The sequence below is a fragment of the Prescottella subtropica genome, from assembly GCF_005434945.1.
Lineage (GTDB): Bacteria > Actinomycetota > Actinomycetes > Mycobacteriales > Mycobacteriaceae > Prescottella > Prescottella subtropica.
Genome location: NZ_SKCH01000023.1, coordinates 31460 through 57756, shown reverse-complemented (window position 1 = coordinate 57756; position 26297 = coordinate 31460). Strand labels below are relative to the sequence as shown.

21 protein-coding genes and 2 pseudogenes are annotated in these 26297 nt (G+C 70.1%); 8 read left to right on the top strand and 15 right to left on the bottom strand.

Annotated elements, in window-relative coordinates:
• Window positions 1-126: 126 nt before the first annotated feature.
• Window positions 127-1422 (top strand): M20 metallopeptidase family protein, encoded by a 1296-nt coding sequence (locus E0497_RS16980; RefSeq protein ID WP_137725971.1) that lies wholly within the window; start codon window positions 127-129, stop codon window positions 1420-1422.
• 110 nt (window positions 1423-1532) lie between these two features.
• Here E0497_RS16980 and E0497_RS16975 read toward each other — a convergent pair whose 3' ends face one another.
• A complete protein-coding gene (locus E0497_RS16975; RefSeq protein ID WP_137725975.1) occupies window positions 1533-2375 on the bottom strand; it encodes an alpha/beta fold hydrolase in 843 nt (280 codons plus the stop codon).
• A 338-nt stretch (window positions 2376-2713) separates the two neighbouring features.
• On the opposite strand from E0497_RS16975, the gene E0497_RS16970 reads away from it, so the two are divergent.
• On the top strand, window positions 2714-3166 hold the full coding sequence (locus tag E0497_RS16970; protein WP_137725970.1) for a Zn-ribbon domain-containing OB-fold protein: 453 nt from the start codon (window positions 2714-2716) through the stop codon (window positions 3164-3166).
• Window positions 3163-4356, top strand: a complete 1194-nt coding sequence (locus E0497_RS16965) for a lipid-transfer protein (RefSeq protein ID WP_137725969.1) — start codon at window positions 3163-3165, stop codon at window positions 4354-4356. The genes E0497_RS16970 and E0497_RS16965 overlap by 4 nt, the downstream gene beginning before the upstream one ends.
• A gap of 39 nt (window positions 4357-4395) precedes the next feature.
• Here E0497_RS16965 and E0497_RS16960 read toward each other — a convergent pair whose 3' ends face one another.
• On the bottom strand, window positions 4396-4956 hold the full coding sequence (locus E0497_RS16960; protein WP_137725968.1) for a hypothetical protein: 561 nt from the start codon (window positions 4954-4956) through the stop codon (window positions 4396-4398).
• Between the two features lie 65 nt (window positions 4957-5021).
• On the opposite strand from E0497_RS16960, the gene E0497_RS16955 reads away from it, so the two are divergent.
• Window positions 5022-5675, top strand: a complete 654-nt coding sequence (locus E0497_RS16955; RefSeq protein ID WP_137725967.1) for a cysteine hydrolase family protein — start codon at window positions 5022-5024, stop codon at window positions 5673-5675.
• Between the two features lie 388 nt (window positions 5676-6063).
• A complete protein-coding gene (locus E0497_RS16950) occupies window positions 6064-6405 on the top strand; it encodes a transglycosylase family protein (protein ID WP_137725966.1) in 342 nt (113 codons plus the stop codon).
• Window positions 6406-6423: 18 nt separating this feature from the next.
• On the opposite strand, the gene E0497_RS16945 is transcribed toward E0497_RS16950, so the two are convergent.
• From E0497_RS16945 to gltB, 5 genes are all read right to left on the bottom strand, one after another.
• Entirely contained in the window at window positions 6424-8277 is a 1854-nt protein-coding gene (locus E0497_RS16945) for an ABC transporter ATP-binding protein/permease (protein ID WP_137725965.1), read from the bottom strand.
• 94 nt (window positions 8278-8371) lie between these two features.
• Window positions 8372-9259 carry an acyl-CoA thioesterase gene (locus E0497_RS16940; RefSeq protein ID WP_137725964.1) on the bottom strand — a complete coding sequence of 296 codons (888 nt, stop codon included), beginning with the start codon at window positions 9257-9259 and terminating at the stop codon, window positions 8372-8374.
• 15 nt (window positions 9260-9274) lie between these two features.
• The gene (pyk, locus tag E0497_RS16935; protein WP_137725963.1) at window positions 9275-10693 is read right to left on the bottom strand and encodes a pyruvate kinase; all 1419 of its coding nucleotides are present in this window, start codon (window positions 10691-10693) and stop codon (window positions 9275-9277) included.
• A 73-nt stretch (window positions 10694-10766) separates the two neighbouring features.
• Entirely contained in the window at window positions 10767-12272 is a 1506-nt protein-coding gene (locus E0497_RS16930; RefSeq protein WP_137725962.1) for a glutamate synthase subunit beta, read from the bottom strand.
• Window positions 12265-16857 (bottom strand): glutamate synthase large subunit, encoded by a 4593-nt coding sequence (gene gltB / locus E0497_RS16925; protein ID WP_137725961.1) that lies wholly within the window; start codon window positions 16855-16857, stop codon window positions 12265-12267. Before gltB ends, E0497_RS16930 begins: the two co-directional genes overlap by 8 nt.
• A 165-nt stretch (window positions 16858-17022) precedes the next feature.
• Here gltB and sigK point away from each other — a divergent pair, with 165 nt between their 5' ends.
• Window positions 17023-17628, top strand: a complete 606-nt coding sequence (sigK, locus tag E0497_RS16920) for an ECF RNA polymerase sigma factor SigK (RefSeq protein WP_137725960.1) — start codon at window positions 17023-17025, stop codon at window positions 17626-17628.
• Entirely contained in the window at window positions 17621-18373 is a 753-nt protein-coding gene (locus E0497_RS16915; RefSeq protein WP_137725959.1) for an anti-sigma factor, read from the top strand. The genes sigK and E0497_RS16915 overlap by 8 nt, the downstream gene beginning before the upstream one ends.
• On the opposite strand, the gene E0497_RS16910 is transcribed toward E0497_RS16915, so the two are convergent.
• Window positions 18366-19931 carry a molybdopterin-dependent oxidoreductase gene (locus E0497_RS16910; RefSeq protein ID WP_137725958.1) on the bottom strand — a complete coding sequence of 522 codons (1566 nt, stop codon included), beginning with the start codon at window positions 19929-19931 and terminating at the stop codon, window positions 18366-18368. The two genes, E0497_RS16915 and E0497_RS16910, sit on opposite strands and share 8 nt — an antisense overlap.
• Window positions 19932-20107: 176 nt before the next feature.
• Here E0497_RS16910 and E0497_RS16905 point away from each other — a divergent pair, with 176 nt between their 5' ends.
• A complete protein-coding gene (locus E0497_RS16905) occupies window positions 20108-20764 on the top strand; it encodes a fasciclin domain-containing protein (RefSeq protein ID WP_137725957.1) in 657 nt (218 codons plus the stop codon).
• Window positions 20765-21117: 353 nt separating this feature from the next.
• On the opposite strand, the pseudogene E0497_RS16900 reads toward E0497_RS16905, so the two are convergent.
• From E0497_RS16900 to trpB, 7 genes and pseudogenes are all read right to left on the bottom strand, one after another.
• Window positions 21118-21372 (bottom strand): annotated as a pseudogene (locus tag E0497_RS16900) (SDR family NAD(P)-dependent oxidoreductase); the annotation flags it as partial.
• Window positions 21369-21554, bottom strand: a complete 186-nt coding sequence (locus tag E0497_RS16895; RefSeq protein ID WP_421958355.1) for an SRPBCC family protein — start codon at window positions 21552-21554, stop codon at window positions 21369-21371. The gene E0497_RS16895 and the pseudogene E0497_RS16900, both read right to left, overlap by 4 nt.
• Window positions 21555-21595: 41 nt before the next feature.
• Window positions 21596-22628: pseudogene (locus E0497_RS16890) on the bottom strand (cryptochrome/photolyase family protein); the annotation flags it as partial.
• A 15-nt stretch (window positions 22629-22643) separates the two neighbouring features.
• Entirely contained in the window at window positions 22644-23297 is a 654-nt protein-coding gene (locus E0497_RS16885) for a TM2 domain-containing protein (protein ID WP_137725956.1), read from the bottom strand.
• Window positions 23294-24196 carry a prolipoprotein diacylglyceryl transferase gene (gene lgt, locus E0497_RS16880; protein WP_137725974.1) on the bottom strand — a complete coding sequence of 301 codons (903 nt, stop codon included), beginning with the start codon at window positions 24194-24196 and terminating at the stop codon, window positions 23294-23296. The genes E0497_RS16885 and lgt overlap by 4 nt, the downstream gene beginning before the upstream one ends.
• 5 nt (window positions 24197-24201) lie before the next feature.
• Complete coding sequence (gene trpA / locus E0497_RS16875) at window positions 24202-25005, bottom strand: tryptophan synthase subunit alpha (RefSeq protein WP_137725955.1); 804 nt, start codon at window positions 25003-25005, stop codon at window positions 24202-24204.
• On the bottom strand, window positions 25002-26288 hold the full coding sequence (gene trpB, locus E0497_RS16870; RefSeq protein ID WP_137725954.1) for a tryptophan synthase subunit beta: 1287 nt from the start codon (window positions 26286-26288) through the stop codon (window positions 25002-25004). Before trpB ends, trpA begins: the two co-directional genes overlap by 4 nt.
• Window positions 26289-26297 lie beyond the last annotated feature (9 nt).

Below are 26297 nucleotides of genomic sequence, written 5' to 3'. Positions count from 1 at the left end.
GCGGCTCGCCGGCCACACCAACATCGCCGGCGCGCTACGCCACCACGGCCGTGATCCACACCGGCCGATCGATCTACTTCATGCCGCCTGACATGGGGTTATGCGACTTTGCCGGGCCCCTGGTCCGTGGAGGGAAACGATCTCCACGCCAGACTCGACGAGCTGGCACAGGCGGTCGAAGCCAAGGTGATCGGCTGGCGGCATCATCTGCACGCGCATCCGGAGTTGTCGAACCGTGAGGTGAACACGGCCCGGTACGTCGCGGACCGTCTCGAGCGTCTGGGCCTGGACGGGGTGCGGACCGGGATCGCCGGTCACGGTGTGGTGGGGGTGCTGCGCGGCGGCCGGGGCGAGGGCCGGGTGATGGCGCTGCGGGCAGACATCGATGCGCTGCCGGTGCGGGAGACGTCGGGGGTGGAGTTCGTGTCCACCGTCGTCGACGCCGACTATCCGGGTGGGCCGTTCCCGGTGGCGCACGCGTGCGGGCACGACACGCACACGGCGATGCTGATGGGGGCCGCCGAGGTACTCGCGCAGGTCCGGGACGATCTTCCCGGCACGGTGCTGTTCGTGTTCCAGCCCGCCGAGGAGGGGCCGCCACTCGGCGAGGACGGTGGGGCGCGGGCGATGATCACCGAAGGCGCACTGGACGATCCGTCCCCGTCGATGGTGTTCGGTATGCACATCGCACCGACCCCGCTGAATACTGTCGCATACCGGGCGGGTGTGCAGTATGCGGCGTCGTCGGTACTCGAGATCACGGTGACCGGTGAGCAGGTGCACGGGTCGACGCCGTGGCTGGGAATCGATCCGATGCCGGTCGCTGCGGAGATCATCACCGCGATGGGGCAGATCTACCGGCAGGTCCCGGCGACGGATCCGCTGACGATCAGCATCGGGCACGTCTCCGACGTGGGCCGGTTCAACATCATCGGTGGACGGATCACGTTGCTGGGGACGGTCCGCTGTCTGAGCCAGGCCACGATGGAGCGGGCCGAGGCGGCGATCGAGCGGACGGTCCGGCACATCGCGCTCGCGTACGGCGCCGAGGCCGGCACCCGGTTCCGGCAACCGGTTCCGGCGGTCCACAACGCACCCGAGTGGGTGGACGCGGCCCTCGGCACTCTGCGGCGGGTGGCCGGCGCGGACCGGGTGTTCGAGTGCCCGCCCACCCTTGGGTACGACGACGTCTCGGAGTTCGTGAACCGGTACGGCGGGCTGTACGTCATGCTCGGCGGCCAGGACAGCCGGTTGAACGCCGAGGGCACGGGAATCGAGCCGGTGCCGGGCGGGCGGGGCGTCGTCCCCAACCACCATCCCGCCTTCTACGCGGACGACGCCGCCCTGCTCACCGGGGTACGACTGCACCTGCACGTCACCGCCGACCATCTGGCCGGGGCGCTCGTGCCGGGCACGACCTGACGTCACACGAGAAAACCCCGGGACCTCGCGGCCTCGGGGCGTCCCGTCTCCCCTACCAAAAGGAGTACCGCCCAGGGTGCCACACGTCGGCGTCTGCGCGCACTGTCGCCCTATGTCCGTTCGGTGATGGAGTCGAGGATCGCCCGGTAGTGCAGGTGGGCCATGAAGTGGCCGCCGCTGCCGATGTTCAAGGTGGACTGGGGGATCCGGTGGGCGAGTTCGGACGACCATTCCTTCGGCACGAGTCGGTCGGCGCCGCCCCACCACACGTCGACGGGTACCGCGAGGTCTTCGGGCGCGAATCCCCACGGCCGCGCCCACGCCCGGTATTCCTCGACGACACCGGCCGGGTCGCGCAGGCTTTCCCCGGCGGCGGCCACGAAGTCGTCGGGATCACCGGTGATGGTTTCGGCGTCGGTGGGTCCGAACGCGCGGGCGGCCGCGTTCACGAACCGCCGGGGCATGGCACGGGCCGCGAGTGACAGCGTCCGGAACCATCCGGCCGCGAGCCGGGGATGGTTCTGCGACAGACGCGTGTAGCAGCGGTCGAATCCGCACAGGTCCTGTACGACACCGTCCTCGGTGAGTGGCAGGGCACCCGCGACGATCGCGACGCGGCTGATCCGCGGGGCCAGCGCGTAGCCGAGGGCCGCCGCGTACTGACCGCCCATCGACCAGCCGACGACGCCCATGCGGTCGACGCCGAGATGGTCGACGAGTTCCTCGACGTCGGCCGCCCAGTCCAGGACGGTGCGGCCGGGGCGGGGGTCGGACAGGCCGATGCCGGGCCGGTCCGGTGAGATCAGCCGGATTCCCGCGGCCTCGGCGACCGGGGCGAAGGCCCGGACGTCGTGCCGGCAGGACATGCTGCGGTGGGCGTGGACGACGACGAACCCGTCCGCGGGTCCGTAGTCGGCGAATCCCATCGCCCGGCCGTCCCGCAACGCGATCACCCGGTCTTCCGGCATGACGGTTCCGACGGCCTCACTGGGTTCACTGCGCACGACGCACCTCCGACGAGTCGCCATCACGATAGCGGTCGAACGACCGACAGTGACGGAGTTCACGCACCGAACGGTCGGCGTGTTGGGCAATCGACCAATACGCCACCCCGCAGGTCAACGCCCGATTTCTTCCGGTTCTACCGATTGACCGGATTCACCGGGGGTGGGAACCGGTGGGTGAGACCACGAATCTGGAATCAGTCAACCCATGCAATACTGCAACCCGTTCCGCTGCCGGACCGCCGAGGCGTCCGGTCTTTCAGGCTCGACAAGCAGATGAGGTTTGCATGAGCGACACCGCCACACCGGCCGTCGAGGGCTGGTTCACCACCGGGCCGGAGCCGGCCCTGATCGGCACCAAGTGCCGGTCCTGCGGGAACATCTCGTTCCCCCGGGAGGCCACCTTCTGCAAGAACCCGGCGTGCTCGGGCGAGGAATACGACGACGTCGAACTGTCGCGTCGCGGCACCGTGTGGTCGTACACCGACGCGCAGTACAAGCCGCCGGCCCCGTACATCGCGAACACCGATCCGTACGTGCCGTTCGCTCTCGCCGCCGTCGAACTGCCGGAGGGACTCGTCGTGCTCGGCCAGGTTGCCGACGGCTTCGGTGTCGCAGATCTGAAGGTGGGCAACCCGGTCGAACTCGTCGTCGAGACGCTGTACACGGACGAGACCGGAGACCGCACCATCTGGCGTTGGAAGCCGGTCGCGGCTGCAGAGAACGGGGCACAGGCATGAGCAACAACGATGTGGCCGTCCTCGGCGTCGGCATGCACGCCTGGGGCAAGTGGGGACAGTCGTTCGTCAAGTACGGTGTCGCCGCCGCCCGTGCCGCACTGGCCGATTCGGGTGTCGACTGGCAGGACGTCGACCTGATCGTCGGTGGCGAGACGGTCCGCAACGGCTACGGCGGCTACGTCGCCGGTGCCACGTTCGCGCAGGCCCTCGGCTGGAACGGTGCCCGCGTCGCGACGTCGTACGCGGCGTGCGCGACGGGCGCGCAGGCCCTCGACACCGCCCGTGCCCGCATCCTCGCGGGTCTGTCGGACGTCGCGCTCGTCGTCGGCGCCGACACCACCCCGAAGGGCTTCCTGGCCCCGGTCGCCGGTGAGCGCTGGGACGACCCGGACTGGCTGCGGTTCCGCCTGATGGGCATGACGAACCCGGCGTACTTCGCGCTCAACGCGCGCCGCCGCATCGACCTGTACGGGGCCACGGTCGAGGACTTCGCCGCGGTCAAGGTGAAGAACGCCCGCCACGGCCTGAACAACCCGTATGCGCGCTACCGCAAGGAGGTGTCGGCGGCGGACGTGCTCGCCTCCCCGGTGGTCGCCGACCCGCTGCACCTGCTCGACATCTGCGCCACCTCCGACGGCGGCGCCGCGATCATCCTCACCTCGATGGAGTACGCCCGCAAGAAGGGCATCGTCGGTCCCGTTCGGATCAAGGCGATCTCGACGGTCACGCCGACGTTCCCGCAGACGATCATGGACATGCCGAACTTCTCCACCGAGTCGGCGTCCGCGGTCCCCGCCCCGGAGCGCACGTTCAAGGAGTCGATCGGCGACGCCGCCTACGAGGAGGCCGGCATCTCCCCCGAGGACGTCGACGTCGCCGAGGTGTACGACCTCGCCACGTCCGTCGAACTCGACTGGATCGAGGATCTGGGGCTGTGTAAGCGCGGCGAGGCCGAGGCCCTGCTGCGTGCCGGTGACACCACCATCGGCGGCCGCATCCCGGTCAACCCGTCCGGCGGTCTAGCCTGCTTCGGTGAGGCCGTCCCCGCCCAGGCGCTGGCGCAGGTGTGCGAGCTGACGTGGCAGCTCCGCGGCCAGGCCGAGGGACGCCAGGTCGAGGGTGCCCGTGTCGGCATCACCGCGAACCAGGGCCTGTTCGGCCACGGTTCGTCGGTCATCGTCTCCGTCTGATCGGGTACAGCCACCAGCAGCGCCCTGCCGCAATCGGATTCACGGTTGCGGCGGGGCGCTGTCGTGTTCGCGGGACGGTGCGGGCCGCAGATGTCCGGCCGAGCGCACGATCAGGAGCAATGCCACCACGGCGACGGACGCCGCGTTGCGGGTCATGAGCCGGTGGTCGTCCGCGCAGCGCTGTTCCATCGCGTCGCGGGGAATCGGGTTGCGCAGCACCACGGGTTCCCCGGTGGCCGCCGACGTCACCCGCATGCTCGCCCCGGAGAACGGAACCAGCACGGACCCGCATTCGATCCGGGCATCCCCGACGCTGCCCACCGCAACCGTCGTCGGAACGACGAGGGCCGCGGCGGCAACGGCCACCGCGGCCGCCCCGCCGAGCCCGCAGAGGGCTCCGAACACGAGTCGGTACCGGCTCCGGTACCGGCTCCGCCACCAGGCCGCCGTGAGTGCGGCGCCGAGGCCGACGAACAGGACCCACGCCCACCAGGGCGGTATCCCCACCGCCGCGTACAGCCACCCGAGGATCAGGCACCAGAACGCGGCACTGATCCATCCGGTCGCAGCGGTGCCACGTTTCCGAATATCTTCACTCATCGAAACATCATGGCAGAACAGCGAATCCCGCTGTTTCCGGCGACGTACCCGACTACATTCCACCCATGCCCGATCCGATCGCGTCCCTCGACGAACACGTTCGCCCGCACCTGAATTCGTCGGCGCTGCTGGTGGTCGACATGCAGAACGATTTCACCGAGACGGGCACGCTTCCGGTGGCCGGGACCGCGAACATCGTTCCCCGCCTGCGGCTTCTGTTGGACTCCTATCGCCGGGCGGGCCGACCGGTCGTGCACGTGGTGCGCCTGTACACCGGCGACGACGTGGATCGGGTGCGCCGCACGGCGATCGGCCGCGGCGACGCGTCGATCGTCCGCCCCGGTACGGCCGGCGCGGAGATCGTCGACGGCCTGTTTCCGGGCGGCGCACCGCGATTGGACACCGATCTCCTGCTCCGCGGCGACCGTCAGATCGTCGGCCCGGGGGAATCTATCGTGTGGAAGCCGCGGTGGAGTGCGTTCCACCGCACCGACCTGGCCGCGTACCTCACCGGGGACGGGGTCGACACGGCCGTCGTGGCCGGCTGCAATTTCCCGAACTGCCCGCGCGCCACCATGTTCGATGCCTCGAATCGCGATTTCCGGGTCGTATCGGTCACCGATGCGACGTCCGGTGCGACCCCGGACCGGCTCGCGGATGCCCGGTCCATCGGGGTCGTCACGATGACCGTCGCGGACATCACGGACAGCCTGAAGTGATCCAGTTCACATAAACATAGTGATGCCGATCACAATTTCGACTCCTGTTCATCTCCTCGACACTCCGGGAATCGCCGAGCCGACCTGCACCGGCAGCACCCGAGCACCAGGGTCGTACGTCCCTCGTACGACAAACCCGACTGGTGACGCCGCCCCCGATCCGTCCTAGCGTCGTCACCGGCTCGACACACCGAGCACCTCCGACCCGCAGCCAACGCTCTTCCGCCCCAGCGGGATCGGATACGGCACATCTTCCAGGGGCACGGCGAGGGAACCACCGTCCGGTGGCCCGGCCGTCCAGCGCACCGGTCACACCGCGCACCGGCTGCACGCGTCGAATCGTGCACCGTCGGACATCCTCGCCTCCGACCACGGAGAGGAACCACGCATGTCTTCACGCTTGTCGACGATCACCGTCACCCGCACTCTCGGCACCACCGCCGCGGCCGCCGCACTGGCCGTCGCACCCCTCGCACTCACCGTCGTACCCGCCCACGCCGCCTCCGGCGGCTGGGATGCGGTCGCGCAGTGCGAGAGCGGCGGCAACTGGGGGGCGAACACCGGCAACGGCTACTACGGCGGACTGCAGATCAGCGCGAGCACCTGGAACGCCCACGGTGGTGCGGGATTGCCCCACGACAATTCGCGTGACGCGCAGATCCAGGTCGCGGAATCCATTCTCGCGAGCCAGGGCGCGGGGGCCTGGCCGACGTGCGGCCAGTACCTGTAACCGCCGTCTGACCGGGCGTCAGCCCACCGGCACCGTCGACAGTTGCCATGCCCCGTCTCCGAGCAGTTCGAGCCGGCGCGTGTGGTGGCGGTCGACGGTGCTGCGGTGGCTGACGCTGACCAGCATGCAGTCGGGCACGTCCTCCCGGATCAAGGTGTACAGCTGGTATTCGAGTCCCTCGTCGACCGCGGACGTCGCCTCGTCGAGGAACGCGACCTGCGGCCGGAGCAGGACGATCCGAGCGAACGCCACCCGCTGCTGCTCCCCCGGGGAGAGGATCGCCGACCAGTCCTCGGGTTCACCGAGACGGTCCGTCAGATGCCCCAGCGCCACCCGACCCAGCACGTCCCGGATGCGGTCGTCACCGAAGTCGGCGGCCTGCCCGGGATACGCCACCGCGTCCCGCAGATCCCCCAACGGCAGATACGGGAACTGCGACAGGAACAGGGCCTGCTCCCCCGTCGGGCGTCGCACCGCACCACCCGCATACGGCCACATCTGGGCGAGCGTCCGCAGCAGCGTCGTCTTCCCGCTGCCCGACGCCCCACTGACCAGCAGCGCCTCCCCCGGCGTCAACCGCAGGTCCAGGTCGTCGACCAGGGGGTGGCCGTCGGGCAGATCCACCCGCACCGCGGTCAATTCGACTTCCCCGTCGACGTGGTCGGTGCGGACCGCCGGTAGCCGGCGGGCCTTCTCGTCGGCGTCGAGCAGGCCGCTGAGACGCACGAGGGCGGCCCGGTACCCGGCGAACGCGTCGTACGACTGCCGGAAGAACGACAGCGAATCCGACACCTGCCCGAACGCGGTGGCGCTCTGGGTGATGTCGCCGAGGGTGATGGTGCCGGCGAAGAACCGCGGCGCCTGCAGCACGATCGGGAACACGATCGCGATCTGGCTGACCCCGAGGTTGAAACCGTTGAACTTCAGGGTCCGGTACACGATCCGCCACGCGTTGCCGATGACCGCCGCGAACCGTCCGAGCAGCCCGGACCGTTCCACCGTCTCGCCCCGGTAGAACGCGACGGATTCGGCCCGGTCCCGCAGTCGCACCAGCGCGTACCGGAAGTTGGCGGTCAACCGTTCGTTGAGGAAGTTCAACCGGATCAGCGGATGCCCGATCCAGAACGCGAGAACCGTCGCGACCAGGATGTAGACGTACACCACCACGACCATCGCCCGCGGCACCGACACCCCGACCAGGGTCAGCGGGCCGGACAGGTCCCACAGGATCTTGGTGAACGCCACCAGGGACGTCACCGCGGTCACCAGTCCGATCGAGAGGGTCTGCGACACCGCCGTCATCGTCGTGACGTCGGTTTCGATGCGCTGGTCCGGATTGTCGATTCCCTTGTCGATGAACCGATTCCGATAGTAGGCGCGGCCGCCGAGCCAGTCCGTGGCCATCCGGTCGGTGAGCCACACCCGCCAGTGGATGACGAAGGCCTGCCCCACGTAGTAGTCGAGCAGCGAGCGGACCACGTGGATCGTCGCGAGGACGGAGAACACCACGATCGACCGCCAGAACGTCGAGCGGGCCGCATCGAGTGCGGCCGCGTCGCCGCCGGAGTACGCCTGCGCCGCGTACTGCAGCGCCGTGTACATCTCGTTGCCCTGATACGACAGCAGGATCGTGAGCCGCACGCCCGTCACCGCGAGCGCCAGCATCACCGCCACCAGGGCCCATGTGCGCCACGAGTCGCGGCCGGTGAAGAACGCCCCCGAGATCGCCCGGAACTGCCGACCCCATCGGGTCCAGCGGGTGAGCAGCAGTCCGACGAGCACGAGGCAGACCGCGGCGATCGCGAACGCCCGCGCCGTCCACAACAGGCTCGTGACCGCTTCGTGGTTCCAGTCGATCGATTCGCTGCGCATCGCTTCCCCCATCGACGGTGCCGTCCAGGAGAATTCGAAGTCTAATAGCGTCGGGGCCGCCGTATCATCGGTTCGGCGGTCACCGGTTCGACCGTCATCGACGCGACGGGAAGTGCCGAATCACGCCTTCTTGGACGACCGTGGCGACGACCTCGCCGTCCCGGCCGAAGAAGTGCCCGCGCCCCAGCCCGCGGGAACCGGACGCAACCGGCGATTCCGTTGCGTACAGGGCCCATTCGTCGAATCGGAACGGACGGTGGAACCAGATCGAATGGTTGACGGTGGCCGCGACGATCCGGTCGAGGCCCCACGACAGGCCGTGCGTGGTGAGGACCGAGTCGAGGACCGTGGTGTCCGACGCGTACGCGAGCGCGGCACTGTGCACCCACGACGCATCCGGCAGGTCTCCGTCGGTGCGGATCCACACCCGGTTGTGGGGCAACCGCTCCCCGGAGTCCTTGAGCACCCACGTCGGCGGGTTCGCGTACCGCATCTGCATGGGGTGCAGCGCCTCGACGAAGTGTGGCAGCTTCTCCTCGTAGCCGACGATGTGGTCGTCGAACGACGGGCAGTCCTCCGGCGCCGGCACGTCGGGCATCGCGACACCGTGTTCGAGGCCACCCGCCCCGTCCTGGAACGCCGCGAACATCGAGAACACGACGTTGCCGTCCTGGTAGGCGGTGACCTGACGGTTGGCGAACGCCCGGCCGTCCCGGTGCCGCTCGACCCGGTACTCGAGGGGTGCCTTGACGTTGCCGCCGCGGATGAAATGGGCGTTGATCGCGTGGATCGGACGGTCACCGTCGACCGTCCGATCCGCCGCCACCAGCGCCTGCGCGACCAACTGACCGCCGAACGTGCGGCTGCCGGCCTCGTTGGGGTGCCGACCCAGGTAGGTGTCGTCGCCGATCTGCTCGAGATCCAGGACCGAGAGCAGTGTCTCCAGATCGGCCGATCGCACAACTGTCCCCGGATCGCTCACCCGCGTGTTTCCCTTCTAGTGGTCTTCCTCGCCGATCCGGTGCACGTGGATCAGGTTGGTCGAGCCTACGGTGCCGGGCGGGGAACCGGCCACGATCACCACCATGTCGCCGCGGTTGTAGCGGCCGAGGGACAGCAGCGCGTGATCGACCTGCGTGAACATCTGGTCCGTGGAGGCCACCGGGTCGACGAGGAACGTCTCGGTGCCCCACGACAGGGCCAGCTGGCTGCGCACCGATTCGAGCGGCGTGAACGCCAGCAGCGGCAGCGGCGAGTGCAGTCGCGCGAGTCGGCGCACCGTGTCACCGGACTGGGTGAACGCGACCAGGGCCTTCGCGTCGAGTCGCTCACCGATGTCGCGGGCACCGTAGGAGATGACGCCGCGCTTGGTGCGCGGGACGTGCGTGAGTGGCGGCACCCGCGCCGGGTCGGTCTCGACGGCCTCGAGGATCCGCGCCATGGTCTGCACGGTCTCCATCACGTACTTGCCGACGGACGTCTCACCGGACAGCATCACCGCGTCGGCGCCGTCGAGGACCGCGTTCGCCACGTCGGACGCCTCGGCCCGCGTCGGACGCGAGTTCTCGATCATCGACTCGAGCATCTGGGTCGCGACGATGACCGGCTTGGCGTTCTCGCGGGCGATCTGGATGGCCCGCTTCTGCACCAGCGGCACCTGCTCGAGCGGCAGTTCGACACCCAGGTCGCCGCGGGCGACCATCACCGCGTCGAACGCGAGGACGACGGCCTCGAGGTTCTCGATCGCCTCGGGCTTCTCGAGCTTGGCGATCACCGGAACCCGGCGGCCGACCCGGTCCATCACGTCGTGGACGAGTTCGACGTCGGCGGGCGACCGCACGAACGACAGGGCGATGAAGTCGACACCGAGGCGCAGCGCGAACTCGAGGTCGGCGATGTCCTTCTCGGACAGGGCCGGTACCGACACGTTCATGCCGGGCAGCGAGACGCCCTTGTTGTTGGAGACCGGGCCGCCCTCGGTGACACGGCACACCACGTCGTCGCCGTCGACGGCCTCGACGACCAGTCCGACCTTGCCGTCGTCGACCAGCAGGCGGTCGCCGGGCTGCGCGTCCTCGGCGAGCTGCCGGTAGGTGGTCGACACCCGGTCGTGGGTGCCGACGCAGTCGGCGACGGTGATGCGGACCTGCTCACCGGTCTCCCACATCGTGCGGTCCTCGGCGAACCGTCCGAGCCGGATCTTCGGTCCCTGCAGGTCGGCGAGGACGCCCACTGCCCGGCCGGTGGCCTCGGCAGCGTCCCGGACGCGGCGGTAGTTCGCCTCGTGGTCGGCGTGTTCACCGTGGCTGAAGTTCAGTCGCGCGACGTCCATTCCGCTCTCGACGAGCTCGCGGACACGGTCGCCGGTGGCGGTCGCTGGGCCTAGAGTGCAGACAATCTTCGTGCGTCGGGTCACGACGCAAAGCCTAGTCCTCTCGGGAAACGAACTCTATTCGGCGCGGCAACGGCCGGTGACGCGCAGGTGAGCATCAGAGGACGGTCAGCGGCAGGGCCCGCGGGTGCACGGGAGCCGGAAGTTCCGAATTGCCCATGAGATACGCGTCGACGCCGTGGGCCACCGAGCGCCCCTCGGCGATCGCCCACACCACCAGCGACGCGCCGCGGTGTGCGTCACCACACACGAACACGCCGGGAGTGGCGGTCTGCCAGTCGGATCCGCACGACAGGACCCCGCGCCGGTTGACGTCGAGATCGAGACCGTCGAGCAGCGCCCCCCGGTCGGTCCCCTCGAATCCGATCGCGAAAAGCGCCAGGTCGCACGGCAATTCGAGTTCCTCGCCGACGGGTTCGAACGTGCGCCGGCCGGTGTCGTCCCGTCCGGGCCGCACCTCCGCGAGGACCATCGACCGGACATGACCGTCCATGTCACCCCGAAAGCGTTGCACCGCAACCTCGTACCGCCGTACACCACCCTCGGCGTGCGCGGGCGTGGTGCGCAGCACCATCGGCCACGACGGCCACGGCGACGCCTCCTCGTCGCGTTCGGCGGGCAGCGGCGGCCGGTAGTCGAGTTGCGTCACCGACAGGGCGCCCTGCCGGTGCGCGGTGCCGAGGCAGTCGGCGCCGGTGTCGCCGCCGCCGATGATGACGACGTGCTTGCCGCGGGCGGTGATCGTCGACGGCCCGTCCCCCTCGCATTCCCGGTTGGAGGCGACCAGATGCTCCATCGCCAGATGCACGCCGTCGAGGTCGCGGCCCTCGATACCGTGGTTGTCGCGGGCACGCAGCGCGCCGGTCGCGAGCACCACCGCGTCGAACCGGGACATCAGCGTCGGCACCGGCAGTTCCACCCCGACCTCCACCTCGGGGACGAAATGCGTTCCCTCGACCCGCATCTGGGTCAGCCGCTGATCGAGCACCGACTTCTCGAGTTTGAACGCCGGGATCCCGTAGCGCAGCAGCCCGCCGAGACGGTCGTCGCGCTCGTACACCGTCACGTCGTGCCCGGCCCGGGTCAGCTGCTGCGCCGCCGCCAGACCCGCCGGCCCGGAGCCGACGACGGCGACGTGCCGTCCCGAACTGAGTGCCGGCAGCACCGGGCCGACCTCGCCCTTCTCCCACGCAGTGTCCGCGATGGTCTGTTCGATCCGTTTGATCGTGACGCTGCCGGTGGTGTGGGTGTCGGCGAGGGCGAGCACGCACGCCGACTCGCACGGTGCCGGGCAGATCCGTCCGGTGATCTCGGGGAAGTTGTTGGTGGCGTGCAGGCGTTCGGCGGCCGCGTCCCAGCGGCCGCGCCGGACCAGGTCGTTCCATTCGGGGATGAGGTTGCCGAGCGGGCAGCCTGCACTCGACGAATGGCAGAACGGGATGCCGCAGTCCATACAGCGCCGCGCCTGCTCGGACACCTCGCGGGCGCGGCCGGCGGCGGACTGCGGCGCGTACACCTCCCGCCAGTCCCGGACGCGTTCGGCGACCGGGCGTTTGCGGGCTTCCTTCTTGGTCACGTGCAGGAAACCGTGCGGATCAGCCACGAGCCGCCTCCATGATCGCGGTGTCGACGTCGAGGCCACCGGCCCGCGCCGTGCGGGTCGCCTCGAGGACCCGCTCGTAGTCGATCGGCATGATCTTGGTGAACAGGGCCGAGCGGCGCGGCCAGTCGGCGAGCACCGACGCCGCGACGGTCGATCCCGTCCAGCGCAGATGCTGCTCGACCACCGTCCGCAGCCACTGCAGGTCCTCGGCGCCGGGTGTCTGCAACCGCACCATCGCCGCATTGACCTTGTCGGGGTCGACGTCGAGGACGAACGCGATTCCACCGGACATGCCGGCCGCCACGTTCCGCCCGGTCGGGCCGAGCACGACGACCCGTCCCCCGGTCATGTACTCGCAGGCGTGATCGCCGACGCCCTCGGCGACCGCGAGCGCACCGGAGTTGCGGACACAGAACCGTTCCCCGACCCGGCCGCGGAAGTAGGCCTCGCCGCCGGTGGCCCCGTACAGCAGCGTGTTGCCGGCGATCACCTGCGTCTCGGGCAGGAACAGGACGTCGTCGGCGGGCCGGACCACGATCCGACCACCCGAAAGCCCCTTGCCCACATAGTCGTTGGCGTCACCGACGAGGTCGATCGTGATGCCGGGCGGCAGGAACGCGCCCAGCGACTGCCCGGCGGTGCCCTCGAGACGGACGCGGATGGTGTCGTCGGGCAGTCCGGCGGCGCCGTAACGGCGGGTCACCTCCGAGCCGAGCAGGGTGCCGACGGTCCGGTTGACGTTGCGGACCGGAAGGTCGAGCCGCACCGGCAACGCGTCCTCGAGCGCCCCCTCGGCCAACTGGATCAGGGTGCGGTCCAGCGCGACGTCGAGGCCATGGTCCTGGTCGCGGACCCGCCGCCGTTGCACGACGCCGTCCCCGGACACCGGTGCGGTCGCCGCGAAGATCGGTCCCAGGTCCAGGCCGCGGCTCTTCCAGTGCGCCACCCCGGCCGCCGTCCCGAGCAGTTCCGGGTGCCCGACGGCGTCGTCGACGCTGCGGAACCCGAGGTCGGCGAGATACCGGCGCACCCCCTCTGCGACGAACCGGAAGAACTCCTCGACGAACTCGGGTTTCCCGGTGAACCGTTTCCGCAGTTCCGGGTTCTGGGTGGCGACCCCCACCGGGCAGGTGTCGAGGTGGCACACCCGCATCATGATGCAGCCGGCCACGATGAGCGGGGCGGTGGAGAAGCCGAACTCCTCGGCCCCGAGCAGCATCGCCACGACGACGTCGCGGGCGGTGCGCAGACCGCCGTCGCACTGCATCGTGATCCGGTCCCGCAGCCCGCCCAGGACGAGGGTCTGCTGCGCGTCGGCGAGCCCGATCTCCCACGGCAGGCCTGCGTGTTCGAGCGACGTCAGCGGCGACGCCCCGGTGCCCCCGTCGTGCCCCGAGATGAGGACCACGTCGGCGTGCGCCTTGCTCACGCCCGCCGCGACCGTGCCCACCCCCACCGAACTGACCAGCTTGACGTGCACGCGGGCCCGCTCGTTGGCGTTCTTGAGATCGTGGATCAGCTGCGCCAGATCCTCGATCGAGTAGATGTCGTGGTGCGGCGGCGGGGAGATCAACCCCACCCCGGGTGTCGAGTGCCGGGTCTTCGCGATCCACGGATACACCTTGAACGCGGGCAGCTGCCCGCCCTCCCCGGGCTTGGCGCCCTGCGCCATCTTGATCTGGATGTCGGACGCGTTGACCAGGTAGTCGCTGGTCACCCCGAACCGTCCGCTCGCGACCTGTTTGACGGCGCTGCGCCGCGACGGGTCGTACAACCGGTCGACGTCCTCGCCGCCCTCCCCCGAATTGGAGCGACCGCCGATCCGGTTCATCGCGACCGCGATCGTCTCGTGCGCCTCCGCGGAGATCGACCCGTAGCTCATCGCGCCGGTGTTGAACCGCGGGAAGATCGCCTCGACGGGCTCCACCTCGTCGAGTGGCACCGGGTCGCGCACACCGCGACGCACCTCGAACAATCCGCGCAGTGTGCCGCCCTCGGCGGACAGCCGGTCCACCTCGGCGCAGTACCGGTCGAACACGTCGTCGCGGCCGGTGCGGGTGGCGTGCTGGAGCAGGAACACCGTCTCGGGAGTGAACAGATGCAGCTCGCCGCCCCGGCGGTACTGGTAGATGCCGCCGACGTCGAGCCGCCGGTGCACCGTCGACGTCGGATTCTCCGGATAGGCGACCCGGTGCCGGCGGGCCACCTCGTCGGCCAGCACGTCGAGTCCGACGCCGCCGAGCCGGCTCACGGTGCCGGTGAAGTACTCGCCGACCACCTCCGGGGACAGCCCGACGGCCTCGAAAACCTGTGCTGCCGTATAGGATCCGACGGTCGAGATCCCCATCTTGGACATCACCTTGAGCACGCCTTTGCCGAGCGCGGTCAGATAGTTGCGGACCGCGACGGGCGACTCGATCCCGGTCAGCTCCCCCTCGTCGACGAGGTCCTCGATCGACTCCATCGCCAGGTACGGGTTGACGGCGGCCGCGCCGCACCCGATGAGCATCGCGATGTGGTGCACCTCGCGGGCGTCCCCGGACTCGACGACGAGCGCCACCCTGGTGCGTTCCTTGGTCCGCACCAGGTGGTGGTGGACGGCGGACACCGCCAGCAGCGACGGGATCGGCGCCCGCAGATGGTCGCAGTCCCGGTCCGAGATCACCAGCGTCCGGTAGCCGTTCCCGATCGCGGCGCTCGCCGCCTCCCGCAACTCCTCGAGCGCCTCGGCCATGCCGTCGCCGCCACTGTCCGCGTAGTACAGGGCCCGAAGCACCGCGGTCGCGAACCCGGGACAGTCGCCGTCCGCGTTCACGTCGATGATCTTGCCGAGTTCGACGTTGTCGAGGACCGGCCACGACAGGACGATCTGCCGGCACGACGCCGCGGTCGGCTCGAGCAGATTCTGTTCCGGCCCCATCACCCGGCGCAGCGAGGTGACGATCTCCTCCCGGATCGCATCCAGCGGCGGGTTCGTCACCTGCGCGAACTGTTGCACGAAGTAGTCGAACAGCAGCCGCGGCCGCTGCGAGAGGACGGCGATCGGGGTGTCCGTGCCCATCGAACCGATCGGTTCGACCGCGGCGGTGGCCATCGGCGCGAGCAGCACCCGCTGCTCCTCCTCGGTGTAGCCGAACACCTGCTGCCGGCGCACCACCGACTCGTGGTCGTGCGGTACCCGGCCCCGGCACGGCACCGACCGCAGATCGAGCAGCCCCGCATGCAGCCACTCCCGGTACGGGTGCTGAGCGGCCAGCGCCGCCTTGACCTCACCGTCGGGCACGATCCGCCCGGCCGCGGTGTCGACGAGGAACATCTGCCCCGGCTCGAGCCGGCCCTTCTCGATCACCTCGGACTGCGGGATCGGCAGCACCCCCGCCTCCGACGCCAGCACGACCCGCCCACCGGAGGTGTGCCACCACCGTCCCGGACGCAGCCCGTTGCGGTCCAGGACCGCGCCGACGACGGTGCCGTCGGTGAACGTCACACACGCCGGACCGTCCCACGGCTCCATCACCGACGCATGGAACTGGTAGAAGGCGCGCAGCTCGTCGGACATCGCCGCATGGTTCTCCCACGATTCGGGGATCATCATGAGCACCGCGTGCGGCAGCGACCGGCCCCCGAGATGCAGCAACTCGAGCACCTCGTCGAACGACGCCGAATCCGACGCGTCCGGGGTGCAGACCGGGAACAGCCGCTCGAGCTCCCCGGGGAGGAGCGCCGACCCGAGCAGTGCTTCCCGCGACCGCATCCGGTTCCGGTTGCCGCACACCGTGTTGATCTCCCCGTTGTGGGCGACGTACCGGAACGGGTGCGCCAGCGGCCACGACGGGAACGTGTTGGTGGAGAACCGGCTGTGGACGAGCGCGATGGCACTCGACATCCGCGGGTCGCGTAGTTCCGGGAAGAACCGGGGCAACTGTTCGGTGGTGAGCATGCCCTTGAACACCAGCGTCCGACTCGACAGCGACGGCAGATAGACACCCGTTGCGGGACCGCCGTCGGGGGTCTGCTCGACCCGCTTGCGGAGCCCGTACACCCGCCGGTCCAGGTCGATTCCGCCGCACGGCGCCCCGGCCGCGGTCACGAACAGGTAGCTCATGTGCGGCATGCACGAGCGGGCCGACGCGCCGACGTCGGCGCCGTCCGGGTCGACCCGGACGGCGTGCCAGCCGAGGATCTCGATGCCCTCCCGGCCGGCGATGTCCCGGACCCGGGCCCGCGCGGACTCCCGGTCGGCGGGGTCCTGCGGCAGAAAGCAGATGCCGGCCGCGAACGTCTCGCGGCCGTCGGGCAGCGGTGCGGGCAGGTCGATGCCGGACTCCGCGTCGGCGAGCCCGCGCAGGAACTCGCCCGGCAGCTGGATCAGGATGCCCGCACCGTCACCACTGTTGGGTTCCGCGCCGGCGGCACCGCGATGCTCGAGATTCTCGAGCGCCAGCAGGGCGTCCTCGACGATCGCATGCGAACGGCGGCCGTGGACGTCCGCGACCATCGCCACACCGCACGAATCCGATTCGGTATCGCGGGTGTAGAGCCCCGCGGCAGCGGCACGGGAATCGGGTTGCCGGGAAAAAAGCACCGAACACCTCCACACCGGAAGGTCGCCGGGCTTACACCCGGCCGGGCCAGTTTACCGCGCCCCGGTCACCGGAATCGATGACGAAACGGCCGCGGCCGGGCCGCCGTCCGGGCACCGATCCACGACGCCCGCAGCTCCGAATCAGGAGTATGAAACGATTCGAGCATGGACGGTCCCCACCGGCTCGGCACCGGCACCGGGCACCGGGCTCCCTCTCCCGCGGTGCTCGCCGAGCTGCTCGGTGCGGTCGCCGGCGGAGACCGTGACGCGTTCGCCGAGTTCTACGACCACACGAGTGCCCGGGTGTTCGGTCTCGCGGCCCGCGTCCTGAGGAACCCGGCGCTGGCCGAGGAGATCACCCAGGAGGTGTATCTGCAGGTGTGGACGGCGGCGGCGCAGCAGTACGACCCCGCCCTGGGAAGCCCGATCGGATGGCTGATGACTCTGACCCATCACCGCAGCGTGGACCGGGTGCGTGCCGAACAGTCGGCGACGGACCGCAACCACGTATACGGCGCGACCCACCTCGGACGCGATCACGACACGGTGTCCGAGGAGGTCGAACAGCGCCTCGACGAACAGCAGGTCGCCGACTGCCTGGGGACGCTCACCGACACGCAACGCGAGGCGATCGGTCTCGCGTACTACGGCGGCCGCACCTACCGCGAGGTCGCCGACCATCTCGAGGTGGCCCTGCCCACCGTCAAGTCCCGCATCCGCGACGGCCTGATCCGACTGAAGAACTGTCTGGGGGTGAACACCGATGCCTGACCACCGCAGCGACGACGAGCAGGACCTGATCGACCTCGCCTACCCGTTCGCGCTCGACGCCGTCTCCGATACCGAACGGGCCACGATCACCGGGCGCCTAGACGCGGCGAGCGCCGCCACGGCCGAGGAGTTCGCCCGGATCGTGTCCGGCGTCCACGAGACGATGGCGCGGGTGACGTCCCGGGACGCCGACGCACCACCCCCCGAGCTCCGGGGCCGGCTGCTGCGGGCGATCGAGGCCGCGCCGGCACCGGCAGGCGCCCCCCGCGACGACCTCGCGGACCGGCGTGCGCGTCGTCGGCGGCGACTGGGCCGCGCCGTCGCCGCAGCCGCGGCCGTCGTCGTGGTCGGGGTGGGCGCCGGGATCGCCGTACGCCAACTCGAGCACACCCCGTCGGCGCCGACCGTCGAGCAGGTCCTCGCCGACCCCGACGCCCGGACGGTCACCACGGACGTCGCCGGCGGCACCATCACGCTCAGTTCCTCTGCCCGGTCCGATGCCGTCGTCGTGTCGATGTCGAACGTGCCGCCGCCCCCGGCGGGCCACGTCTACCAGATGTGGTTCCTGTCCGCGGCCGGCGAACCGCGCTCGGCCGGGACGATGAGCGCCGACACGATGCCGCCGCCCGGCGGTGAGGTGGTGCCGGACCTGGACACGGCCATCTCCCTCGCGGTCACTGTCGAACCGGGCAGCGGATCGGCCCTGCCGACCGGGAATCCGATCGTCGTGGTCACACTCACATGACGGTCACCGAGCGGGTGTGCCAGCCGCTGGAGCCGTCCGGCACCGGTGCGGCACGCTCCTCGGTCTGCACTGCGCCGTCGCGGTCCGTTGCCCGCACCTGCAAGGTGTGGGTTCCCGGTGCCGCCTGCCACCGCCACTTCCACTGCCGCCACGTGTCGGTCGAGTATTCGGGTGCGAGGATCGCGTCCTGCCACGGTCCGCCGTCGACGCGGACCTCGACCCGGGCGATGCCACGGTGCTGCGCCCACGCGGTGCCCGCGACAATCGTCTCCCCCGCCGCGATCCGCGCGAACGACGCCGGTACGTCGATCCGGGACGCCGTCTTGATCGGCGCCTGCGCCGCCCATCCGCGCCGCGTCCAGTAGGCCTGAGCCCGATCGAAACGGGTGATCTCCCAGTCCACGACCCATTTGGTGGCGGAGACGAAACCGTACAGGCCGGGCACCACCTGGCGCACCGGGTAGCCGTGCTCGAAGGGCAGCGGCTGCCCGTTCATCGTCACCGCGAGGATCGCGTCACGGCCGTCCCGCAGGGCCGCGATCGGGGTGCCGATCGTGAATCCGTCGACGCTCGTGGACAGCAGCATGTCCGCGTCCGACGACACACCGACCTCGTCGAGCAGGTCGGCGATCGGATAACCGGTCCAGGTGGCGTTACCGGCCAGGTTGCCGCCCACCTCGTTGGACACGCACGTGAGCGTCACGGTGCGTTCGATCGGTGTCCGCGCCACGAGATCGTCCCAGTGCAGCGTTCTCTCGCGATCCACCATGCCGTGGATGCGCAGACTCCAGTCGGCGGTGGTGAGCATGGGGACCTGCAGTGCCGTGTCGATGCGGTAGAAGTCGTCGTTCCCGGTGACGAACGGGGTGCCGCCGGGGACCGCGACATCGGTGCCCGGCGGGACGGGCCGGGCCCGGTCCGCGGCCGCCACCGACGGGATCAGGAACGCGGCCCGATCCCGGATCGCCCCCGCCAGCGTCGCGGTGAGACGCCGCCCGGCCGCTCCGGCGGCCGCGGCTCCCGCCGCGACCGTCGCGGCGAGGACCAGGAACCGGCGCCGCGACATGCTGTCGCCGGTCGCGTCCGGTTCGTCAAGTCCGCGAGATCGGACGGTGAGCAGACGCAGCGCCGCGATCCCGACGGCGACCCCGACGACGGTCGGCAGCACCGACGCGGCCGTGGCGCCGGGGCGCGTCGCGGCGGCGTAGACCCCGACCCCACCGAGTGCGAGCAGGATCGCGCTGCCGTACGGGCGCCGGGTTCGCTCGACGACACCCGCGACGGCCGCGAGCACCACGATCAGGGCGGTCATGCCCAGGAACAGGGCGGGTTTGTCGTCGGTGCCGAACGTGGTGATCGCGAACTCCCGCGCCCACGCCGGGCTCCGGTCCACCGTCGTGGCCCCGACCGCGAAGAACGGGGACGAGGCGGAACCGATCGGCACCGCGACCAACTCCCCCACGCCCAGCACCGCGCCGGCGGCCAGTACGCCCGCCAGCACCCGGCCGGGGAGGGTCCGGACCCGACCGGCCGGGTCTCGCTGCTTCTGTGTCGTCATACGAAACGTTCGCCGCGACAAGCGGATCGGATGGGTCTCCGACCCACGATCGGGATACCGGAAAAATTCTTCCACATCCGACCCATCCGCACTGCCCCCGGCGCCGAAAGCCTGATGACACCGGGACATCAGCGCACCGCTGACCCCACCCGACCACATCGAAAGTGGGAATCACGATGAAGACCTACCGCACCGCAGCCGCCGTCGGCCTCACCGCAGTGGCGGTCCTCGGACTGTCCGCCTGCTCGTCCGACAGCGACGACTCCGCCGGGACCGGCACGCCGGCGTCCTCCCAGTCCATGCAGTCGACGACGTCCGCGATGGCGGCCGGCCCCGCCGCGGACCTGGTCGGCCCCGGATGCGCCGCGTACGCGCAGCAGGTGCCCACCGGTGCCGGCTCGGTCGAGGGCATGGCGCAGGACCCGGTCGCCGTCGCGGCGTCGAACAATCCCATGCTGACCACCCTGACGCAGGCCGTGTCGGGGAAGCTCAACCCGGACGTGAACCTGGTCGACACCCTCAACGGCGGCGAGTTCACCGTCTTCGCACCCGTCGACGCGGCCTTCGCGAAGATCGATCCGGCCACGATCGACTCCCTGAAAACGGATTCGGCCGCACTGACGAAGATCCTGACGTACCACGTGGTTCCGGGCCGGCTGGCACCCGCCGACGTCGACGGAACGCACGCGACCGCCGAGGGTGCATCCCTGACCGTCACCGGCTCCGGTGACGCCCTGAAGGTGGACGGCGCCAACGTCGTGTGCGGTGGCGTGCAGACCGCGAACGCGACCGTCTACCTGATCGATTCGGTCCTCATGCCGCCGGCGCAGTAACACCGGCGTCCTCGACCGACGGGGCGGTCTCGGTGCGTGCCACCGGGACCGCCTCCCGCCGTTACCCGAAGGCGAACCGTGCCCGATAGCAGACCGAGTTCCGACCGCTCGGGTGCTGGACGACAGCGAGCGTGTCGTGCACGATCACCGACGTGTTCGACCCGCACAGCTCGATCGACGAACCGGGTCATCGCGACGACCTCGTAGACGAGGTCGCTGATCAGACCTGGGAAACGGGCCGTGGTCGCGTAGGGCGTCCCGACTCCGCCGTCACCGCCCAACCGGAAGGTCCGGAGAGTGGCCGGATCCCACGGTTCGGTGGTCCGGAAGTCGGCCAGGTACGCGAACACCTCCGAGTGAACCAGGTAATACACGACGTCGATGCCACGGCACGCGTCGTCGAGCGACGCCGGGTCGGCCAGATCCCCCTGCACGACCTCGACGTCCGCTGCCCACGGGACATCGCTGATCTTGTCGGGGTTGCGGGCCAGGGTCCGCACCCGGTAGCCGGCGGCGACCAGTCGTGGTGCGAGCCGACCCCCGATGCACCCTGTGGCACCGGTGACGAGGATCCGCAGGGGCTGCTCGTTTCGGCAGTGCGCGGTCACGGCAACGCCGCCTGGTGTCCGAGCTGGTGGCGCAGGCAATCCTCCGCCAGTGACGCCGCCTCCGAGATCGCGGTGAGCGGCTGCCACGGCGGCAACAGCCGTTGCAGGGCCCCAGGCCGCTCATGCCGGGCGAACACCTCGTCTCGCGGCGCCTCGACGACGCTGCCGAATCGGATGCCCACAATCCACCTCCACGATTCCGACGGTCGACGGGGATTCGACGCTACGGCCGCCGCGGATGGGAAGCAGTGAGCTCCGTGTACCGTGCCAGCGCCTCCCGACGCTCGTCGGCATGGTCGACGAGTGGCGCCGGATACCCGTCCGGTGATCCGCCGGGTAGTCGATGTACCTGCCTGCCGGCGATCCCGCGCCACTCGGGTACCCAGCGGCGCACGTAGTCACCCGACGGGTCGAACTTCTCCCCCTGCACGGTCGGGTTGAACACCCGGAAGTACGGTGCGGCACCGATGCCGCATCCGGCCGTCCACTGCCATCCGTGTCGGTTGGAGGTGATGCCACCGTCGACGATCGGGAACCCGGTCCGGCCCGCGGCCCACGCGGCGAACGCCCGTTCCGCGTCCGGGCCGGTGTCGTGACGCATCGCGTCGAAGCGGTGGTTGTAGGCGGCCCGCACCGTGTCGGGACGGTGATGCAGAACGTCTGCGTAGCAGTCTCGCCAACACAGTTCACTGCGGAACGTGACCGCGCCCTCGTCCGACCGGCCCACCAGATCGTGCAGCAACGTACGCGGATGCACGCACCCGAACTTCAGGTACGGCGACATCCGACTGGTGGCGTCGAGATCGGGGCGGTCCCGGTCGACGCGGTACCGGTCGAGTTCGTCACCGAGAAACTCCTGCCACCGCCCGCGTGCGGCGGACTCACCGGCCGGTGGAAGTGCCGCCGACCCATCGGAGTCGTCGGGAATCTCGCACCGCAACGCCAGCCCGTCCGGATCGATCCACGACACCGTCGACGGGCCGGTTCGGGCCGGCGCCCGCCAGCCGTGATCGAGCCATGCGCGACGGAACGGGGTGAACACCCGGTAAAGATCCCCGTCCGCTTTGCGGACCCGCCCGGGGGGCGACCACGTAGGGTGACCCGGTCCGCACCAACGGAACCCCGCCGAGCGCAGTCTCGACGGCCGCGTCCCGCCGCTTGCCGTACGGCGCGAAATCCACGGACACGTGCACCGCACCGGCCCCGGTCTCCCGGGCCAGGGCCGGGATCACCGTCACCGGATCTCCGTGCGCGACGCCCCTGCCCTCGGGTCACGGCCGCAGCTTGCGCCCCTGCGCGTCACGGACGGTGCCGGCGAGCATCACGATGCCGTCGATGACCGGCCACACGACACCGAGGCCGCACGTGAGCCACGTGACGAGGATCTGGGCGATCGCGATACCGGTGTGCCCGGTGTAGAAGCGGCCCGCACCGAACGCGCCGAGGAGGATCTGCAGCAGACCGGCCGCGACCTTCGTCTTGTCCGAGTACGGCTCACCGGTGATCGGGTCCCGACCGAACGGGGCCATCGGGTCGGCGAACCCGTACCCGACCGGATAGCCGGCCGGATACTGCGGGGCCGCCGGGTACGGCGGCGGCTGCTGCGAGTACCCGGACTGCGAGTACTCCGGTTGGGGCGTCCCGAACACCGGCCCGGTCGGTATCCCACCGACCGGACCGGTCGGCGGCGGATAGCTCGGGCCCGAACCCCAGCCGGGGCCGTTGCCGGTCCCCGAGTAGGTGTCCCAGCCGGGGCCCGCGCTCTGCCCGCCGGACGGCGGCACCGACGACGTGCCGGTCGTCGACTCGGTCAGGGAGGCGTCGGCCGTCGGGTCGTAGTCGAACGGGGACCCGAACTCCGGCGTGGACGGCTGTTTCCCCGTCTCGTCGGGGTCGCCGTCACCGGGCTTGCCGAGGTCGATCATGCGTGGTCCCCCTTCACGGAAACGACGTCCGGGCGGTGCGGTTGCAGGTCCTGCGGCGCCTCCCGGCCTTTCTTCGCGAGCACGAAGTAGGCGACCGCACAGGCGAACACGATCGCCGACGTGAACGAGTTGACGCGGATGCCGAGGATCTCGGTGGCGTGGTCGGAGCGCATCAGTTCGATCCAGAACCGGCCGCCGCAGTACCCGGCGACGTACAGGGCGAACAGGCGGCCGTGCCCGATCGCGAAACGGCGGTCCACCACGACGAGCAGGACCACGACGAGCAGGTTCCACACCAGTTCGTACAGGAACGTCGGGTGGACGACCTGCTGCACGACGCCGTTCGAGACGCCGTTGAGGGTGTCGAGGCGGCCCGCGTCGTTCACGCGTTCGTAGATCTCGAGTCCCCACGGCACCGTGGTCTCCCGGCCGTACAGTTCCTGGTTGAACCAGTTGCCGAGCCGTCCGATGGCCTGCGCGAGGACGACGCCCGGCGCGACGGCGTCCCCGAGCGCGGGCAGCGGAATGCCGCGGCGCCGGCAGCCGATCCAGGCGCCGACGGCGCCGAGCGCCACCGCCCCCCAGATGCCGAGGCCACCCTGCCAGATCTTCAGGGCGTCGACCGGGCTGCCGCCGGGACCGAAGTACGTCGACCAGTCGGTGATCACGTGGTAGAGCCGGCCACCGATCAGACCGAACGGGACCGCCCAGATCGCGATGTCGAGGACGGTGCCCTTCTCGCCGCCCCGGGCCACCCACCGGCGGTCGCCCCACACGATGGCGACGACGATGCCGGCGATGATGCACAGCGCGTAGGCCCGCAGGGCCAACGGCCCCAGGTGCCACACACCCTGCGGTGGGCTCGGAATGTAGGCGAGTAGTTCGGTCGAAGTCACCATCGAAGTCACGGGGCCACGGTAGCCGAGCGCACACCCTTCGCGAGTTCCTCGGTGAGCGTGCGCACCGCGCCCGCCCCCTGTTCGACGGCGGAGACGATCGCGGAGCCGACGATGACGGCGTCCGCGTACGACGCGATCTCCGCGGCCTGCGCACCGGAGCGCACCCCGAGGCCGACACCGACGGGGATGTCGGAGTGCGTGCGGATGCGGGCGGTCAGTTCGGGGGCCATCGACGACACCGCGTCGCGGGCGCCGGTGACGCCCATCGTCGAGGCGGCGTAGATGAATCCGCTGCTGGCCTCGAGCGTCATCGCGAGGCGTTCCTCGGTCGACGACGGTGCGACGAGGAAGATCCGGTCGAGGTGATGTTCCTCGGACGCGGCCATCCAGTCCCCGGCCTCCTCGGGGATGAGGTTCGGCGTGATCATGCCGAGACCGCCGGCGGACGCCAGGTCCCGGGAGAAGGCGTCGACGCCGTACTTGAGGACCGGATTCCAGTACGTCATGACGACGGCGTTACCGCCGACCGACGCGATCTGCTCGACGACGGTGAACACGTCCCGCAGCCGAACCCCGTTGGCCAGCGCGGTTTCCGCCGCCTTCTGGATGGTGGGGCCGTCCATCACGGGATCGGAGTAGGCGACGCCGACCTCGATGATGTCGCAGCCCGCATCGACCATCGTCTTGAACATGTCGATCGACGTCGGCACGTCCGGGTAGCCGGCGGGCAGGTATCCCACGAGCGCGGCGCGCTTCTCTTCACGGCACTGCGCGAACGTCGGTGCCAGGCGCGAAACTCGTTGGCTCACTTGGATGTACCTTCCTCGTCGAACAGGCCGAACCACTTGCCGGCGGTGTCCATGTCCTTGTCGCCGCGGCCGGACAGGCTCACGACGATGATCGCGCCCTCGCCGAGTTCCCGGCCCAGCTTCAGAGCACCGGCGACCGCGTGCGCGGACTCGACGGCCGGGATGATGCCCTCGGTGCGCGAGAGCAGCAGCAGCGCGTCCATCGCCTCGGTGTCGGTGATCGGCTCGTACGACGCCCGGCCGGCCTCCTTGAGGTACGCGTGCTCGGGGCCGACACCCGGGTAGTCCAGGCCCGCCGAGATCGAGTGCGACTCGATGGTCTGACCGTCCTCGTCCTGCAGCAGGTACGAGAACGCACCCTGGAACGCGCCGTGGCTGCCGCCGGTGAACGTGGCCGCGTGCCGGCCGGTGTCGACGCCGTCGCCCGCCGCCTCGTAGCCGACCAGCTTGACCGACGGGTCGTCGAGGAACGCGTGGAAGATGCCGATCGCGTTGGAGCCGCCGCCGACGCACGCGACGACGGCGTCGGGCAGGCGTCCGGTCATGTCCTGCACCTGGGCGCGCGCCTCGAGGCCGACGACACGCTGGAAGTCGCGCACGATCATCGGGAACGGGTGCGGGCCCGCGGCAGTGCCGAAGCAGTAGTAGGTGCGGTCGGCGTTGGTGACCCAGTCGCGCAGCGCCTCGTTGATCGCGTCCTTGAGCGTGGCTGACCCGGTGTCGACGGACACGACCGCCGCACCGAGCAGGCGCATGCGGGCGACGTTGAGCGCCTGCCGGGCGGTGTCGACGGCGCCCATGTAGATGACGCATTCGAGTCCGAGCAGCGCGCACGCGGTCGCGGTCGCGACACCGTGCTGGCCGGCACCGGTCTCGGCGATGATGCGGGTCTTGCCCATCCGCTTGGCGAGCAGCACCTGACCCAGCACATTGTTGATCTTGTGGGATCCGGTGTGGTTCAGGTCTTCCCGCTTGAGCAGGATGCGGGCCCCGCCGGCGTGATCACGCAGCCGGGTCGCCTCGAACACCGGCGACGGCCGTCCGGTGTAGTCCCGCTGCAGACGGTCGAGTTCGTGCAGGAACTCGTCGTCCCCGCGCGCCTTGTCGTACTCCGCGGTGACATCCTCGATGACCGCCATGAGCGCCTCGGGGACGTGCCGCCCACCGAAGATGCCCCAGTGACCACCGGGATCGGGATCGTGACCGGAACGCTCGGTCAGGCCGGCGCTGGCGGTGGGCAGGCTCCCACCCTTCGAGACGAGGGCGTCGTTGCGTGAACTCACTCCCCCAGT

Bases quoted from the DNA above. Each gene is read 5' to 3' on its own strand.
- lgt (WP_137725974.1), bottom strand. From the start codon at position 24,196: ATGGTGACTTCGACCGAACTACTCGCCTACATTCCGAGCCCACCGCAG.
- E0497_RS16950 (WP_137725966.1), top strand. From the start codon at position 6,064: ATGTCTTCACGCTTGTCGACGATCACCGTCACCCGCACTCTCGGCACC.
- sigK (WP_137725960.1), top strand. From the start codon at position 17,023: ATGGACGGTCCCCACCGGCTCGGCACCGGCACCGGGCACCGGGCTCCC.
- E0497_RS16885 (WP_137725956.1), bottom strand. From the start codon at position 23,297: ATGATCGACCTCGGCAAGCCCGGTGACGGCGACCCCGACGAGACGGGG.
- E0497_RS16970 (WP_137725970.1), top strand. From the start codon at position 2,714: ATGAGCGACACCGCCACACCGGCCGTCGAGGGCTGGTTCACCACCGGG.
- E0497_RS16910 (WP_137725958.1), bottom strand. From the start codon at position 19,931: ATGACGACACAGAAGCAGCGAGACCCGGCCGGTCGGGTCCGGACCCTC.
- E0497_RS16945 (WP_137725965.1), bottom strand. From the start codon at position 8,277: ATGCGCAGCGAATCGATCGACTGGAACCACGAAGCGGTCACGAGCCTG.
- E0497_RS16915 (WP_137725959.1), top strand. From the start codon at position 17,621: ATGCCTGACCACCGCAGCGACGACGAGCAGGACCTGATCGACCTCGCC.
- E0497_RS16965 (WP_137725969.1), top strand. From the start codon at position 3,163: ATGAGCAACAACGATGTGGCCGTCCTCGGCGTCGGCATGCACGCCTGG.
- E0497_RS16955 (WP_137725967.1), top strand. From the start codon at position 5,022: ATGCCCGATCCGATCGCGTCCCTCGACGAACACGTTCGCCCGCACCTG.
- E0497_RS16905 (WP_137725957.1), top strand. From the start codon at position 20,108: ATGAAGACCTACCGCACCGCAGCCGCCGTCGGCCTCACCGCAGTGGCG.
- E0497_RS16960 (WP_137725968.1), bottom strand. From the start codon at position 4,956: ATGAGTGAAGATATTCGGAAACGTGGCACCGCTGCGACCGGATGGATC.